Annotated in this window: 14 protein-coding genes; 8 read left to right on the forward strand and 6 right to left on the reverse strand. The window is 33.4% G+C overall.

The window, feature by feature from the left end; all coding sequences use genetic code 11:
• The first annotated feature begins 63 nt into the window (after positions 1–63).
• Positions 64–939, forward strand: a complete 876-nt coding sequence (locus AAYQ05_RS19455; RefSeq protein WP_343544982.1) for a cation diffusion facilitator family transporter — start codon at positions 64–66, stop codon at positions 937–939.
• Positions 940–1,123: 184 nt separating this feature from the next.
• Here the strand turns inward: AAYQ05_RS19455 and AAYQ05_RS19460 are convergent, their stop codons facing one another.
• The 3 genes from AAYQ05_RS19460 to AAYQ05_RS19470 all read right to left on the reverse strand — a co-directional run bounded on the left by AAYQ05_RS19460 (position 1,124) and on the right by AAYQ05_RS19470 (position 4,875).
• Complete coding sequence (locus tag AAYQ05_RS19460; protein WP_343544983.1) at positions 1,124–3,613, reverse strand: DUF5686 and carboxypeptidase regulatory-like domain-containing protein; 2,490 nt, start codon at positions 3,611–3,613, stop codon at positions 1,124–1,126.
• A gap of 147 nt (positions 3,614–3,760) precedes the next feature.
• The gene (gene aroQ, locus AAYQ05_RS19465; protein ID WP_198858214.1) at positions 3,761–4,174 is read right to left on the reverse strand and encodes a type II 3-dehydroquinate dehydratase; all 414 of its coding nucleotides are present in this window, start codon (positions 4,172–4,174) and stop codon (positions 3,761–3,763) included.
• Positions 4,175–4,308: 134 nt separating this feature from the next.
• Complete coding sequence (locus AAYQ05_RS19470; protein WP_281633755.1) at positions 4,309–4,875, reverse strand: porin family protein; 567 nt, start codon at positions 4,873–4,875, stop codon at positions 4,309–4,311.
• 291 nt (positions 4,876–5,166) lie between these two features.
• Between AAYQ05_RS19470 and AAYQ05_RS19475 the strand changes: the two genes are divergently transcribed.
• The 4 genes from AAYQ05_RS19475 to AAYQ05_RS19490 all read left to right on the forward strand — a co-directional run bounded on the left by AAYQ05_RS19475 (position 5,167) and on the right by AAYQ05_RS19490 (position 9,107).
• Entirely contained in the window at positions 5,167–5,682 is a 516-nt protein-coding gene (locus tag AAYQ05_RS19475) for a hypothetical protein (RefSeq protein ID WP_343544984.1), read from the forward strand.
• 192 nt (positions 5,683–5,874) lie between these two features.
• The gene (locus AAYQ05_RS19480; RefSeq protein ID WP_281633753.1) at positions 5,875–6,456 is read left to right on the forward strand and encodes a porin family protein; all 582 of its coding nucleotides are present in this window, start codon (positions 5,875–5,877) and stop codon (positions 6,454–6,456) included.
• A gap of 79 nt (positions 6,457–6,535) precedes the next feature.
• Positions 6,536–7,432, forward strand: a complete 897-nt coding sequence (xerD, locus tag AAYQ05_RS19485) for a site-specific tyrosine recombinase XerD (protein WP_343544985.1) — start codon at positions 6,536–6,538, stop codon at positions 7,430–7,432.
• 154 nt (positions 7,433–7,586) lie between these two features.
• Positions 7,587–9,107, forward strand: coding sequence for a sensor histidine kinase (locus AAYQ05_RS19490; protein WP_343544986.1), 1,521 nt, complete (start codon positions 7,587–7,589; stop codon positions 9,105–9,107).
• 71 nt (positions 9,108–9,178) lie between these two features.
• Here the strand turns inward: AAYQ05_RS19490 and rny are convergent, their stop codons facing one another.
• The 3 genes from rny to AAYQ05_RS19505 form a co-directional block, all read right to left on the reverse strand.
• Positions 9,179–10,738, reverse strand: coding sequence for a ribonuclease Y (gene rny / locus AAYQ05_RS19495; protein WP_177212248.1), 1,560 nt, complete (start codon positions 10,736–10,738; stop codon positions 9,179–9,181).
• A gap of 209 nt (positions 10,739–10,947) precedes the next feature.
• Entirely contained in the window at positions 10,948–11,241 is a 294-nt protein-coding gene (locus tag AAYQ05_RS19500) for a cell division protein ZapA (RefSeq protein ID WP_008464801.1), read from the reverse strand.
• A 4-nt stretch (positions 11,242–11,245) separates the two neighbouring features.
• Positions 11,246–11,536, reverse strand: coding sequence for a hypothetical protein (locus tag AAYQ05_RS19505; RefSeq protein ID WP_008464802.1), 291 nt, complete (start codon positions 11,534–11,536; stop codon positions 11,246–11,248).
• A 180-nt stretch (positions 11,537–11,716) separates the two neighbouring features.
• Here AAYQ05_RS19505 and AAYQ05_RS19510 point away from each other — a divergent pair, with 180 nt between their 5' ends.
• The 3 genes from AAYQ05_RS19510 to AAYQ05_RS19520 are packed head-to-tail and all read left to right on the forward strand — an operon-like array spanning position 11,717 to position 16,527.
• A complete protein-coding gene (locus tag AAYQ05_RS19510; RefSeq protein WP_343544987.1) occupies positions 11,717–13,399 on the forward strand; it encodes a M23 family metallopeptidase in 1,683 nt (560 codons plus the stop codon).
• A 12-nt stretch (positions 13,400–13,411) separates the two neighbouring features.
• Positions 13,412–15,877, forward strand: a complete 2,466-nt coding sequence (locus AAYQ05_RS19515; RefSeq protein WP_343544988.1) for a TonB-dependent receptor — start codon at positions 13,412–13,414, stop codon at positions 15,875–15,877.
• Complete coding sequence (locus AAYQ05_RS19520; RefSeq protein WP_343544989.1) at positions 15,874–16,527, forward strand: hypothetical protein; 654 nt, start codon at positions 15,874–15,876, stop codon at positions 16,525–16,527. The genes AAYQ05_RS19515 and AAYQ05_RS19520 overlap by 4 nt, the downstream gene beginning before the upstream one ends.
• Positions 16,528–16,536 lie beyond the last annotated feature (9 nt).

Here is a 16,536-nt window from a genome sequence, read left to right on the forward strand (position 1 = left end):
AGAATAAGATAAATTCTAAATTTCGTTTAATTCGTGAATTCGTGGCTAAAAAAATGTCTTTAAATGACAAACGAACAAAAAGCTGTAAAAGCTACTATTTTTAGTATAATAGGAAATACCTGCTTGGCCCTTATAAAAGGTCTCGCAGGTTTTTTTGGCAATTCTTATGCCTTAATTGCAGACGCGATAGAATCGACAACAGATATATTTGCGTCTTTTTTGGTTCTGTTTGGAATTAAATATTCGAATAAACCAGCAGACGAAAATCATCCTTACGGTCACGGCCGTGCAGAACCTCTAATTACCTTTTTGGTTGTTGGGTTTTTAATTACTTCGGCAACAATTATTGGTTATGAAAGTATCGCCAATATTGGAACTTCACACGATTTACCTAAATCTTGGACTTTGTATGTTTTAGGTGCAATTATTTTCTGGAAAGAATATTCTTTTCGCTTGGTAATGAAACGTAGCCGACAAACCAATAGTTCTTCTTTGGCAGCCGATGCATGGCACCATAGAAGCGATGCTATAACTTCTGTAGCAGCTTTTATCGGAATTTCAATTGCCTTAATTATGGGCAAAGGTTATGAATCTGCAGATGACTGGGCAGCGCTTTTCGCAGCCTTTTTTATTCTTTATAATAGCTATAAAATTTTCAGGCCAGCACTTGGTGAAATCATGGATGAAAACCTAAACGATGATTTAGTAGAAGAAATCCGAATCGTTGCTTTGACAGTTCCAGGGATTCTTGGAACAGAAAAATGCTATATCCGAAAAGCAGGAATGCGTTATCATGTTGATCTTCACGCCATAGTTTCGGCTAAAATTTCTGTAAAAGAAGGTCATGATTTATCTCATAAATTGCAAGATAAATTGAAAGAACAAATTCCGCAGTTAGGAAATGTTTTGATTCATATAGAGCCAGATGATTATCATTGAAAGAGGTTCTAAGATGCTGAGATGCTAAGATTCTAAGTTTTTTTCTTTGTCAAAGTTTTAAACTTTGACAAAGATTAATTTTAAAAACATTTGCGAGGGCTTCGACTTCGCTCAGTCTGACAAAACATAGTATTCGTTGCTAAAAGAAAAACTTAGAATCTTAGCATCTTAGAACCTTTGCACCTTAATCTAATGCATTCAAAATCTTCAATCCAAATACAACACCATTTTGTTGGATACCGGCTTGGTAAGAATGTACATAATCCACTCGGAATAATTTGAATTTACCAAAGCCTAAGTTGTCTAAACCGACTGTGAATTCGGAATATGGTTTTCGATCAGGAATTGCAAGAGAATGAAAGCCAATATTCATAGTTGATTTTAAAAGATTTAGTAACGGAATTTTATTCATGATAAAACCTGTGTCATTATATTCGGTGTGCATTTCAAAGTAACTATCGTTTGTGCTGTTAGAATAATAGGGCATCATATTAAAAACATTCAAATAACGTTCACTTGTTCCAATATGAGTTTGGTTTCCATTAAAATGTCTGTAATCTATAAACGAAATGTTTTCGGCATTAAAGAATTTTCCGCCTCTAAAATTGGTTCCTAAAAGACCTTTGTTTCCAAGTGATAAATCATATTGAACAGAAGCTCCAATTCTTTCATACTCATATTTTTTTTCGCTCGCCGCGAATGTTTTTTCAAAAGCTAGATAAACCGTCGGATATTTATCGTTTTTGAAATTAAATCTTCCGTCAGGTCTAGAAATGTATTTGTTGCCAAAGTTGATTCTAGTTGTTACAAGAGCTTTAAACAAATGATGCTGATTAAAAGCAGGTGTTGTAAAATCGTCTGGAGCCAAGGGATTATTAGAGGAATAAACATCATCTTTTTTAAAGAAAGAATAATCAGTTGTGTTGAAAAGTGGTTTTCGTTGTTCGTAGCCAATTTTTCCCGTAAGATTCATTCCATTTGCAATATCTTGCCCATAATTGATTTCAACAAATTCCAAGTTGTACAACTTCATATAATTGTCTTTAAAAAATAAGGAGCTTACAGAGTTGATCAGTTTAGAAATAGGTTCGGCACTATTAAACTGAGCCGTTTTTGTTCCTCCCGAACCCCAAACTGTCGCATAATTTATAGTATTGAATCGATGGCTGAATTCGCCAATTACGCGAAAGCGTTCGTCTGAAAAACCATAGTTAAAAGTTGTGCTTATAGAAGTGTTTGTTCCTTTTTCTTCATCCCATTTTCTGAAAGAGAAACCCGAATCCAAATTAAAACCTTGTACAGTATTGAAGCTTAAAGAAGCAACATTCAATAAACCTTTATAATCAAAAGAATATTTCTTAAAAGTATTTTTATAATGGTAACCCATTAAAATATCCCAAACCTTAAACTTATTGTTTTTGGCATCAATAGAATCGGTATATTTTTTTGATTTTCTAATGGTTTGCAAACTGTCTTTTTTAGCATAATCATTACTTTCTTCAATTGTTAACGGAATGGGACGGATTTCATTCCAGAAAGCATCATCTTTTTTGTTGGCATTAAGTTCAAAAGCTACGAGTTCATTTCCGAAAGTTTTCTTGTCGAAAGAATCAGGAAATTCATAATTCGAATAAACATAATTGAAATTTCCAGAAAACTTTATTCCAAAAATACCGGCATTAAAAGACAGAGTCTGTGCATTTTTAGACCAGATTTTATTTTTAGTATTGTAGCTAAAACTCTGTTTTAGATTCATTACTTCTGTAAATTCATTTTTCATTCGATACCCTTTGATATCTAAATCAACGGCATAAATAGCAAAACTGTCGTCTACAATATAAATATAGCCTTCAAAAACAGGTTCTTTATCTCGTCTCGGAATAACTTTGATTTTATTAATCTGCTGGTTATTGTCATCATAAAAAGTGCTTTCCAGTTTGTATTTGTAATAATTGAAAGCATTGTCGGCAATAGGAGAGATGAGTTTTACATCAAAATCTAAAGTGTTGTCGTAGAAGTCATAATTAGATAGGGCAGCCGTGTTATAGCTGTAACCTCGATTGTTGCCAGAAATTTTTGAAGCAATAATTTTTTCTTTTAGTTTGTCTGGTTTTTCAAGAGCAACTTTTGAAACAGTTTCAGACAAATATAAAATACCCGTTCCTGTAGAATCTAAATTTGCGCCCATATCATTACCAAGTTCTACTTTTTTACCGAGGATTTTTTTTGGAAGATCTTTTACTTTAAACATTCCTTTTGAATAAAAATCGGCTGTATAACGTCCTGTTTTACCTAGATTTTCTTTCTTATGCGCAATAGCACTTTTTATGATGTCGTTTGCGGGATTGTTTTTAGGATCAATGATAACTTCATTTAATGCGAAACTTTCTTCCTGAAGTTTAACATCTAAATTGACAATTTTCGTTGCCGCTAAGACGGTTATTTTTTGAGTTTTATAGCCTAAATATTGAAAAGTGATTTTGTTTCTTCCAACTTCTTTTACATTCAGCTGATATTTTCCCTGTTCGTTTGTAGTAGTTCCAGAATAAGTATTTTCTTCAAAAACGGAGACAAAAGGAAGCGGATTTCCCTTGTCATCTGTTACAGTTCCTTTTATTTGAGCAAAATTGGAAAGCGAAAAAAATAGAAAGGCTAATAACGTATAGTTTCTCATGCATGTGTGTTTTTCTTACAAAAATATAATAAGTTAAATCTGAGCTTATTAATAATTTGTTAAATTGAATGAGAGAGTTTGTCTGATTGGGCAAAGTCGAAGTCAGTAGTCTTAAAGGCCTTCGACTTCGCTCAGGATGACATTATATTATAGAAAAGATTGTATAGCCAATTCGTAGCTTTTTAGACCGAAACCTAAAATAACGCCTTTAGCATTTCCAGATAAATAGGATTGGTGTCTAAAACTTTCGCGCGCGTAAGTATTTGAAATGTGCACTTCAATTACGGGAGTTGTAACGGCTTTCATAGCATCGCCCAAACCTATAGAGGTATGTGTATATGCACCAGCATTCAGAATAATTCCGTCAAAAGTAAAGCCGCATTCTTGAATTTTACCAATCAGTTCGCCTTCAATATTGCTTTGGTAATATGAAAGTTCGATGTTTGGGAATTTTTGTTTCAACGTTTCAAAATAATCTTCAAAAGTCTGGCTTCCGTAAACTTCTGGTTCGCGTTTTCCTAAAAGATTCAAGTTCGGTCCGTTGATAATGCAGATTTTCATAAAGTAATTTCGTTTTTAATTAAGTAATGTGATGTATTTTACATTTCACAAATGACATTTCACACACAAGTGTAAAAATAAAAAAAACCGCACTAATAATTAGAGCGGTTTTTATAAAAGTATGTGATATTCTTTTAGAACATGAATCCAGCTGAAAGCTGAACTACTGAGTTTCTAATGTCTGCATTTGAAGAAGCGTCTGTTAATCCTAGACTATAACGTCCTTGAACAAAAATGCTTTCTGTAATTTTTAAACCTAAACCAGCATTAAGAGCAAAATCAAATGTATTTGCATCGTCAAATCTTACATCATTTTTTTGACTCAATAAAAATGAAGCTTGTGGACCAACCTCTAAGCTTAATGATTTAGTCATATAGATTTTTGCCATTACAGGAATCGATAAATAAGCTAATTTATTTTCGAAATCTTTTTGAGCATCAGAAAATTTATAAGTTGCTCCTTGAGTAGAATACAAAAGCTCTGGCTGAATTGCGAATTTTTCTAATAATTTTACTTCCGCTACTACACCGGCATGAAAGCTTGTAATTCCATCTTTATCAAACGCTACACCATTTAATGTTGCATCACCAGGCTGGCTTGCAAAGTTAACTCCGGCTTTTACCCCTAATTTCAATAATTGTGCTTGTACTGCCGCCGATGTTGCAATAAACAAAACAGCTGCTAAAAGTATTTTCTTCATAAAAAGGTTTTTAAAAATTGGTATTTTAAAATGTTATTCAAAGGTCAAAACTACATATTTAGCATTTTATTGCATTATAATTTGGATTAAATAATTAATAAAATTCCCACTCAAATTGATTTTTAATCTATAAAATCCTTCTTTTTCTCATCTAAAGTTTTGATTTTGAGCAAGTCTAAGTCAGTTTTATTTTTGTCCTATTTTAATACTTTTTAGGCTTTTTGTGGAGTTTATTTTGTAGGTCTAATCTTAGTTTTGTCCAATATTTAATCAAATAATATTTTAAAAATTATGAAAAAAATTGTTTTAGCTGCTATTGCAGTATTTGGTTTTACATTTGCTAACGCACAAGAACAAACAGCAAAAGGAAAATGGTTAATTGAGGCTAATACTGCTTTTGGTGGAGCTGATGCAAATGTTGGCAATACTAGTTTTAATTTGTCATCTAGAGATGGAGAGACTGAATGGGGGTTAGGAGTTGAAGGTGGTTACTTTGTTGCCAATAATTTAGCTGTTAAGGCTGGTTTAGGTTATAATGACTTTGGTCATAGCTCAAATGCTTTTTCTTATAAAGTTGGAGCGAAATATTATTTATTAAACAAGTTTCCTTTAGAGGCTTCTTACACAGGAGCAAGTATTAAAGATGCAGATGAAAACCCTTCTTATGTAGGATTACAAGGAGGATATGCTTGGTTTGTTGGAAAAAACATATCTATTGAGCCAGGACTTCGTTACAATATTTCTATGAACGAAGATTATGGAAAAGATGTTTTCCAATTAAACATTGGTTTTGCATTACACTTCTAATATTTAGTTAATAGTGTTTTTTGAGAGCCTTTCCAGAAATGGAAAGGTTTTTTTTATTCTGATCTTTTGATAAATTCATGATCTCTTAACAATTAGCATATTAGTTACTATTTTATTTGTTAAATTCCTAATATAGATTTATGAAGAATATTTTTATATTTGACGCATTAATTTAACCCAAAACAAATTAGAATGAAAAAAATTATCTTATCTGCCATTGCAATTATGGCTTTTGCATTCTCAAATGCTCAGGAAACAAGATTTGGAATAAAAGGAGGTCTTAATATTTCAAGTATTGTTGGTGGTGATGTGAGAGATGCTAATTCATTAGTAGGATTTCATATTGGTGGTTTAGCTGAAATCCACGTCGTAGAAAAGTTTTATATTCAACCAGAGCTTTTATTCTCTACTCAAGGAGCTAAATTTGATGGACCTTTTGGAACTAATGAAGATGTAAAATTAAACTATTTAAATGTTCCAGTTTTGGCGAAGTATTATATTGTTGACAAAAAATTTAGTGTAGAAGCGGGGCCACAACTTGGTTTTTTACTATCAGCTAAATCTGATAGTTTTGATATTAAAGACGATACAAAATCGGTGGATTTTGGATTTAATTTCGGAGCAGGTTATAGTTTTACTGATAATTTTTCAGTTGGTCTTCGTTATACTGTGGGCTTATCTCCTATTTGGGATGACAATATTGATGATTCAGAAGATTTGTATGATAGTGCGAAAAATGGTAATTTCCAGATTTCTTTGGCTTACAAATTCTAATCTGAATTTTTAAATATTTAAAGAACCTTCCCGATAACGGAAGGTTTTTTTATGCCAAAAAATCACTTACTTTGTAAATATGAATTGGAGTAGATATATAAAAGATTATCAGTCGTATTTGAGGATAGAGAGAGGTTTGTCTAAAAATACGATCGAAAATTACGGCTTTGATATTGAACGTTTATGTCTGTTCTTGGAAACCAATCAGATTGATGTTTCTCCGATAAAAATTTCCGACGAAACTTTACAGCAATTTATTTATACGGTAGCCAAAGAAGTTAATCCAAGATCGCAGGCAAGGATTATTTCTGGACTCAAAAGTTTCTTTAATTATTTGGTTTTTGAAGATTATAGAAATGATAATCCTTTAGAATTAATTGAAGCTCCAAAAACAGGTCGCAAATTACCCGATACTTTATCGCTTCCGGAAATCGACACTTTAATTGAAACAATTGATTTAAGTACTAATGAAGGAGAGCGTAACCGTGCAATGCTCGAAACGCTTTATGGTTGCGGACTTCGTGTTTCTGAACTGATCTCACTTAAAATTTCGGATCTTTACTTTGATGAAGGTTTTATTAAAATTACCGGTAAAGGAAACAAGGAAAGATTTGTTCCGATCGGACCGCTAACTCAAAAATACATTGATATTTATAGAAATGCGATTCGCTGCAACCTCAATATTAAAAAAGGAGCAGAAGATACTTTGTTTTTAAACAGAAGAGGGAGTCAATTAACACGTGCGATGGTGTTTACAATCATTAAAGATCTCGCGCAAAAAATGGGGCTTAAAAAGAGTATCAGCCCCCACACACTGCGACATTCTTTTGCAACTCATCTGCTTGAAAATGGTGCTGATTTAAGGTCAATTCAGTTGATGCTTGGGCACGAATCAATTACAACAACTGAAATTTATGTGCATCTGGATCGCAGTTTTTTGAAAGAAGTAATGTATAGTTTTCATCCAAGAAAATAATTTTTTTGCAGTATGATATGTTTTTGATTTGAAAATTTATATATTGTGTTAAAATTTTGTTTTAATTTGAATAAAAAGCACTAAAACGTTGTAGTTTGTCTTTGCTTTTTCTGAATAAGTTCTGAATATCTTATTTACATAAAAGAAGTAGTATATGGTTTTTGATTTATATGGAAATGACGATTGCTTGGAGGTAAATAATTTTTATAAAAAATTGTTGGCCGAAATGCCCGACCTGCTTTTTCAGTTTGTTATTGATGCGGATAATAATTACACATTTCCTCTTGTAAGTAAATCGGCAGATGAAATATTTGAACTTTCTGCAGCAGATTTTAATAACGATATGAAGTTTATAGTTTACGATCGAATTTTACCTCAGGATCGTGAACCTTTTTTTCAATCTTTGGTCAAAGCTAGAAAAGAAATAAAACCTTGGAAAATTGAGTTTAGAGCGACTCTTCCTAAAAAAGGAATTCGCTGGTTCAGGGTATCCTCAAAAACAGAATCTTCCACAAACGGGAGTGTGATTTTTTACGGACATGTTTCGGATATTACCGAATTGAAAGATAAGGAAGAAAAGCTTAGAATTTCTGAAGAGCGTTTTCAATTTGCTCTCGATGCCTCTACCGCTGGAATCTGGGATTGGGATATGGTCACAAATAGTGTTTTTTATTCTTCTTTGTCTCTTAAAATCTTGGAGCTGGAATCTACTGATATTTTTGACGATCCTGAGCGATGGGATAAAATTGTGCATCCAGATGATCTCCCAAAATATTATTCAGATATTCATGATCATTTTGATAATAAGATTCCGTTTTACGAAAATTATCATCGTGTAATGACTTCTAGTGGTAATTATAAATGGATTTTGGACCGCGGAAAAGTGATTAAACGCGACGAAAATGGAAAACCTCTGCGTGTAATTGGAACACATACCGATGTTTCGGCTCAGAAAGAAAAAGAACTTGAGCTTATGAAAACCATGAAGCTGTATAGTGATCAGAATAGCCGTTTGTTGAATTTCTCACATATTGTTTCGCACAATTTAAATACACAGGCAGGAAATATAAAATCAATTTTAGACCTTATTGATGCCGATGTTAGCAAGCAGACTGTGGCAGAAATGCTGGAATATTTGCGTGCCGTTTCTAACGATCTGAATGAAACTATTTCAAATTTGACCCAAATCGTTAAAACGCAGAGCAATATTAATATCGCTGTGGTTCCGTTAAAGCTATGTGAGTATATAGAAAAAACTATTTCGACGATCAAAGGCTACGATAAACAGCGTAAAGTGACTATTATAAACAATGTTCCGAAGTATTTAACGATTAATTTTAATCCGGCTTATATGGAGAGCGTTTTGTTGAATTTTACCACAAATGCAATCAAATATGCGCATCCAGATCGTGATCCCGAAATTACTTTTGATTTTGCAATCGAACCGGAAGGCTTTAAGTCACTTAAGATTACAGATAATGGACTTGGAATCGATTTGAAAGTCTATGGCGATTTGTTGTTCGGTATGTATAAAACTTTTCATAAACATGAAGAAGCACGAGGTATAGGATTGTATATTACCAGAAATCAAATTGAAGCAATGAAAGGAACTGTTGAAGTGGAAAGTGAAGTAGGAGTAGGAACAAGTTTTAAAATCATTTTTAATGATATGTAGAACTTTAGATTATAGATTAAAAATAAAGGCTGTCAATTGACAGCCTTTATTTTTATTTATTGTTTCTTGGATTATTTAGCAATATTTACAGCTCTTGTTTCTCTAATAACTGTAACTTTTACCTGTCCAGGATAAGTCATTTCTGTTTGGATTTTTTGTGAAATCTCGAAAGATAGGTTTGCAGCATTATCATCAGAAACTTTTTCACTTTCTACAATTACACGAAGCTCTCTACCAGCTTGGATTGCGTAAGCGTTTTTAACACCGCTGAATCCGTAAGCTACATCTTCAAGATCTTTTAGACGCTGGATGTAAGAATCAAGAACCTGACGTCTTGCCCCTGGTCTTGCTCCAGAAATAGCATCACAAACCTGAATAATTGGAGATAATAAAGATTTCATTTCAATCTCGTCGTGGTGCGCTCCAATAGCGTTGCATACTTCTTCTTTCTCGCCATATTTCTCAGCCCACTGCATACCTAAAAGTGCGTGAGGTAAATCACTTTCTGTATCTGGCACTTTTCCGATATCGTGTAATAAACCAGCTCTTTTTGCCAACTTCACATTAAGTCCTAATTCTGCAGCCATAATACCGCAAAGCTTAGAAACTTCTCTTGAGTGCTGTAATAAGTTTTGTCCGTAAGAAGAACGGTATTTCATTCTACCTACAACTTTAATTAATTCAGGATGTAAACCGTGAATTCCTAAGTCAATAACGGTACGTTTACCAACTTCGATAATTTCATCATCGATTTGTTTAGCCGTTTTAGCAACAACTTCTTCGATACGTGCCGGGTGAATACGTCCGTCAGTTACAAGTTTGTGTAGAGACAAACGAGCAATTTCTCTGCGAACAGGATCGAAACAAGAAAGGATAATTGCTTCTGGTGTATCGTCAACAATAATTTCAACTCCAGTTGCAGCTTCCAGCGCTCTAATATTACGTCCTTCACGTCCGATAATTCTACCTTTTACATCGTCAGATTCTATGTTGAAAACAGATACACAGTTTTCTACTGCTTCTTCTGTTCCAACTCTTTGGATAGTGTTGATGATGATTTTTTTAGCTTCTTGCTGCGCAGTAAGCTTTGCCTCTTCAATAGTCTCTTGAATATGAGACATTGCTTTTGTTTTAGCTTCAGCTTTTAAGCCTTCTACTAATTGTTCTTTTGCTTCTTCTGCAGAAAGACCAGAGATTACTTCTAATTGCTGTAATTGGCTTTTGTGAAGCTTTTCAACTTCAGCTTGTTTTTTGTCTAAAACTTCAATTTTGTTTTCGTATTCAGCTGTTCTTGCTTCAAAATCGTCGTTTACTTTTTTAGCTTTAGAAAGTTCGTTAGAAACTTGAGATTCTTTATCGCGAACACGTTTTTCTACTTCAGCCACTTTTTTGTCACGTGCTAAAATAACTTGTTCGTGTTCTGATTTTAGTTCGATAAAACGCTCTTTTGCTTGAAGAATTTTATCTTTTTTGATGTTTTCTGCTTCTAAATTAGCGTCTTTTAAAATAGAAGCTGCTTCTTTTTTAGCGTTTTTAATTAGGTTTGAAATATTACTTTTCTCGATAATTTTAGCTATTGCAAATCCTGCCGCAATACCTACAATACCAATAATGATCGTTATGATGTCCATGTTTGTTAGGGTTTATATATAAAAAAAGCCTACATTAATTGCTTGTATAAACTCGTAAAGACAAGTTTTGAGCTAACTCACTGTTCAAGTTTCCCAGCCAAAAGGAGGGCATACTATAGTAGCGACGATTTGCTCATTCTAAATTGTTAGTGTTGAGTTTACCAATTGTGAACTAATGTAGGCAGTATCTTAGTTTCTGTAAAGAACGTTTAATTTTCGAGATATTGATCTAAAAGCGTATTTAATCTTTTAATTCTTTCGATAGTTTCCTCTCCATCGATTGCATTATCAATTTGTTTTTGTTCTACTTGCGATGCAAATTGCAATGCACACATGGCTAGAACATCTTGTTTGTCACGAACCGCGTAATTTTCTTCGAACTGCTTGATCATGGCATCAATTTTTTTAGAAGCACTTCTAAGTCCTTCTTCCTGAGCGGGTTCAACCGTAAGTGGGTAAACGCGGTCGGCAATTGATATTTTAATTCTAAGCTTTCCGTCCATATTATTAATCTGATAGTTGCGCTATACAGTAATCAATTTCGCGAATTAATGAATTTATTTTAAGCTTTGTCTCTCTCTTGTTATTGTCGCTGCCAAGCAACGAATTGGCTATCTTAAGTGTTTCATTTTGCTTCTTCAAAGCTTCCATTTCCTCAGATTGTTTCTGGATAATTTGCGCAGCTTTGGCTAGTTCTAATCGTAATACTTGATTGTTTTGTTCAAAAGCCTTTGATTTTTCAAATAGCTTTTCAACTTTATATTCAAGAGTATCAATTATTTCTGCAATTACACTCATTATACATCCTATTCATTACTTAATCATACAAAGTTAGTATTCCTTTTTATTAATGCAATTTTTTATCGATTTTTTTACATTAAAAATAGGCAAATAAATGAAATTCAAGTTATTGTGTTTTTATGGGGGTTTTGCTCGGTTTTACCCTGTTAATTTTTTATCTTAGCAAAAATGTTGTTTATGAGATTTTCTGTACTTACCCTTCTGTTTTGTAATTTTATATTTGCTCAAGCACAATATCCAAAAGACTATTTCCGACCTCCATTAGATATTCCAATGCAGCTTTCGGGCAATTTTGGAGAACTAAGGCCGAATCATTTTCATGCTGGTTTTGATTTAAAAACGAATCAAAGAGAGGGGCTAAGTGTACACGCAATAGCTGATGGATATGTTTCTAGAATAAAAATTTCGACTTTCGGGAACGGAAAATGCATTTATATAACTCATGCGAACGGCTATACATCTGTTTACGGACATTTGCAAACGCCAGTTGGACCAATTTTGGATTATGTAAAAAAAACGTATTACAAGGAAAAAGCGTATGAAATCGAAATGTTTCCAAAACCAGATGAGCTTCCTGTTAAAAAAGGTGATATAATTGGACTTTCTGGAAATACAGGTTCATCAGAAGGACCGCATCTTCATTTTGAAATTCGAGATACCAAGACAGAATTTGTGATCAACCCGATTTTCTTTGGCTTTGACCAAAATATTAAAGATACCAAAAAGCCAACTTTGTCTAGTTTGTATGTTTATCCTTTGGATAATGCTACGGTAAACCAGTCTAAACAGCCTTTGCTGGTAAACATGGCGCTTCAAAAAGACGGAACTTATCTAGCTTCAAAAGTTAAGGCAAACGGAAAAATTGGTTTTGGAATTAATGCTATTGATACGGATGATGTTTCCCATAATAGAAATGGGGTTTTTAACGTTTCGACTTTTTTAAACGGAAATCAGAATTATAACTATCAATTTAATACCTATTCTTTTGATGAAATGCGTTATGTAAATGCATTGATAGATTATTCTCGTTATAAAAAATCGGGACAGCGTGTGCAGAAACTTTTTATGAAAACGCCTTTTGCGTTAAGCATTATCAAGACAGATTCTCTTCGCGGTATTGTAAAAGCAGAGCCTAATTTAACTTCAAATTACAAAATTGAAGTATCGGATTATTTTGGGAATATGAATTCGATTACGGTTCCAATTGAATATGATGCTGCGATACCTCTTGTGGAGTCAGAGTCGGTTAATGGAAAATATTTCATCAAGTATAATAGAGATGCTAATTTTGAGAAAGATAATATGTCGGTCTTCTTTCCAGCTGGAACTTTTTACGATGATTTTAATATGAATTTTGATGTGAAAAATAACAAAGTTTATATTCACGATGATACGGTTCCTGTGCATTCTAATTTTACTATTACCATAAAAGACGACACTTATCCAGAATCTCTAAGAGATAAACTTTATATTGGTAAAGGAACAAGTTTTAATGGAACCGTTAGAAAAGGTGATGTTTTTACTGCGAAAGCAAAAATATTGGGAACTTACGGTTTAGTTCTTGATACGATTCCGCCAGTTGTTAAAATTGCAAAACCAATTGAAGGAAAATGGATTAGTGATCAAAAGAAAATTGATTTTACAATAAGCGATTCTCTGTCTGGAATAAAATCGTATAACGGTTATCTAAACGGAAGCTGGGTTTTGTTTGAATACGAAAATAAAGCCAGAAGAATCACTCATACTTTTGAGGATCAATATTTAGCAGAAGGTGAAAACGTATTAAAAGTTGAAGTTGTTGATAATGTAGGAAATACTACTATCTTTGAAACTCGTTTTTTTAGAAGTCAACAAAAATAAAACCCAAAATCTTTGAGTTACAATAGGTTTACATTCGCTTTTCTTTTTTTATTTTTCAGCTGTATTGCTTTGGCTCAAAATGCTCGCGTGAAAGGGCTGATTTTAGATGCAGAAAAACATCCGGTTGCAAGCGTAAATGTCTCTTCGCAGGAAACTTCTGTGCAGTCTGATGCAAATGGATTTTATGAAATTGCAATTCCATCAAACAAAAAAGTTTCTCTGATTTTTACTCACCTTTCTTTAAAAATGATGAGTTTGACTGTCAGTTTAAAAACAAATGAAGTTTTTGTTTTTAATCCGATCATGAGCAATTCTGAAGAACAAATGGGAGAAGTTTTTGTTTCTTCTGGAAATAGAAAACGAGTTCAGGGAATAACATCAATTGATACCGAAACTATAAAGAAAATTCCAGGTGCCAATGCTGGAATCGAAAATATTCTAAAAACACTTCCGGGCGTTAATTCAAATAATGAATTGAGCACACAATACATGGTGCGTGGTGGAAATTATGACGAAAACCTAGTTTATGTAAATGAGGTAGAAGTATATCGCCCGTTTTTAATTCGTTCAGGACAACAGGAAGGATTAAGTTTTACCAATACCGATTTGGTTCAAAATGTTGAATTTTCTGCTGGCGGATTTCAGGCAAAGTTCGGAGATAAATTGTCTTCGGTTTTAGATATTACCTATCGAAAGCCAACTCGGTTTGGTGCTGCCTTTGAGGCAAGTTTTTTAGGAGGAAGTGCAGCTGTTGATGTGGTTTCGAAAAATAAAAAATGGTCAGCTGTAACAGGAGTTCGTTACCGAAATAATAGTCTTTTGGTAAATAGCCAAGATACAGAGACGAATTATAAACCGACTTTTGCAGATATTCAGACCAATATAAATTATGATATTTCTGAGAAATGGCAAATGAGCTTTTTAGGAAATATTTCTCAGAATAAATATTCGTATCAACCGTTAGTCCGCCAGACAAATTTTGGAACAGCAGATCAGCCTATGGCTCTTGCTGTTTATTATGATGGGCAAGAAAAAGATCAATACGATACTTATTTTGGTGCTTTAAAAACTACTTATAAAGCATCGCCTTCACTGACTCTTAAATTGATTGGTTCTTTGTTTCATACTACAGAACAAGAGCATTTTGATATTTTGGCACAATATCGTTTAGGAAATGTAAATGTAGAAGATTTAGAAAATGCATCTGCAGTTGATTTTACGCGGGGAATTGGTTCTCAGCTGAATCATGCTCGAAATGATCTCGACGCTTTAATTGCAAATATCGAATTGAAAGGAATTAAAGATTGGAAAGAAAGCCAACTGGAATTTGGTTTAAAATATACCAGAGAATCTATTCGAGATCGAGTAGTAGAGTGGGAAGTTATTGATTCGGCAGGGTTTTCTATTAATCCACCGTTAGTTATTCTTCCTAAAAATAATCAGCCTTATGCACCTTATACGGGACCGCTTTTGCCATATCAGAATATTCGAGCAACCAATTTTAATACCATAAATCGATTCTCAGGTTATGCGCAATGGAACAAACAATCAGAAATTGGTTCGAGCCAGATCTGGTATCATTTGGGGGCGCGTTTTCAGGGTTGGAATGTTTCGGGAGCTCTAGAAGAAGGAAAAACACAATTTGTAGTAAGTCCGCGTGCGCAATTTGCTATAAAACCAGATTGGGATAGCGATATGGTTTTTAGGATTTCGGGAGGATTATATCATCAGCCGCCATTTTACAGAGAATTGCGTGATCTGGATGGAGTTGTAAACCCAAATGTAAAAGCTCAGGAAGCTGTTCATGTGGTTTTAAGTAATGATTATAACTTTAAAATGTGGAACCGTCCATTTAAATGGGTAACGGAACTGTATTATAAATCACTTTCAGATGTCAATGTTTATTCAATAGATAATGTTCGAATTCGTTACGTTGCTAATAATAATGCGAAAGCCTATGCACAAGGACTTGATTTTAGATTAAACGGGGAATTTGTGCCGGGAACAGAATCTTGGATTAGTTTTGGATATTTGAAAACGGAAGAAAATTACGAAAGCAAAGGTTATATAGCCCGCCCGACAGATCAGCGCTTGAAATTTGCGATGCTGTTTCAGGATTATATGCCAAATATTCCAAGTGTGAAAGTGTATTTAAATTTGGTTTATAATACTGGTTTGCCTGGTGGTGCGCCAGCATATTCAGATCCTGATTTGTATCAAAATAGATTGAATGATTATAGAAGAGCTGATATTGGTTTTGCAAAAGTTTTTGTAGATGCTAGTACGCAAAATACAAAAAAAGGCTGGCTGAAAAACTTTAAAGAATTAGCTGTTGGATTGGAAATTTTCAATCTTTTCAATAATCAAAACGCTATTACGAATACTTGGGTTCGTGATGTGTATTCAAAAAATCAATATGCGATTCCAAATTATATGACTTCGAGGGTTTTTAACGTTAAGATAAATACGAGGTTATGATAGAAAAACGTGAAAAAAGAAAAAAGATTTTTTACGTTCCAGGAATGATTTCTCTGGTTTTGATTCCTTTGTTTTGTTTGTATCATTTTTATAAAGTGGATGCTTTTAAGGTTGAAGGCATGATGAGTTTTTACATTCCTACTGACTCTGTTATGATCGGAAATTTTTTGGCTTTAAAAAGAAATTATCGAATTGTTTGTTTTAATAATTCTTTAGATTTAGAGCGTAGAAGAATAAATGAACTTGAACTTGCGTTAAGAAAATTAAAGAGAGAAAATGATACTGTAAATGGAATTAAAATTCATTTTGGTAAAAAAGTAAAATATGAAATGTATGTCCGTGTTTTGGAGATTTTTCAAGTTGAAGACATGCCTTATTATTTGCAGTACAAAGATGATTTTTTGGTTTTGATGCTGCCTAAGCCTAAGCTGAAAAATAAACCTGAGTTGTCAATTTTTGTGTGTGGGTATCAGCCTTCTTATAGGAGTGAGGAAGATCTTTTAAAAGAAGAAAGAAAAAGACAGATTGAATATCTAATAACGTTATTTAAAAAGAATTGGATTTTGTTTACTGGTTATCTTGGTTTGGCGGGAGTAAATATCCTTGCATTAGTAAAATTCAATAAAACTCAAAAATACAATCAAAAATAGTATATTTGA

Source organism: Flavobacterium movens (assembly GCF_039581425.1).
Lineage (GTDB): Bacteria > Bacteroidota > Bacteroidia > Flavobacteriales > Flavobacteriaceae > Flavobacterium > Flavobacterium luteolum.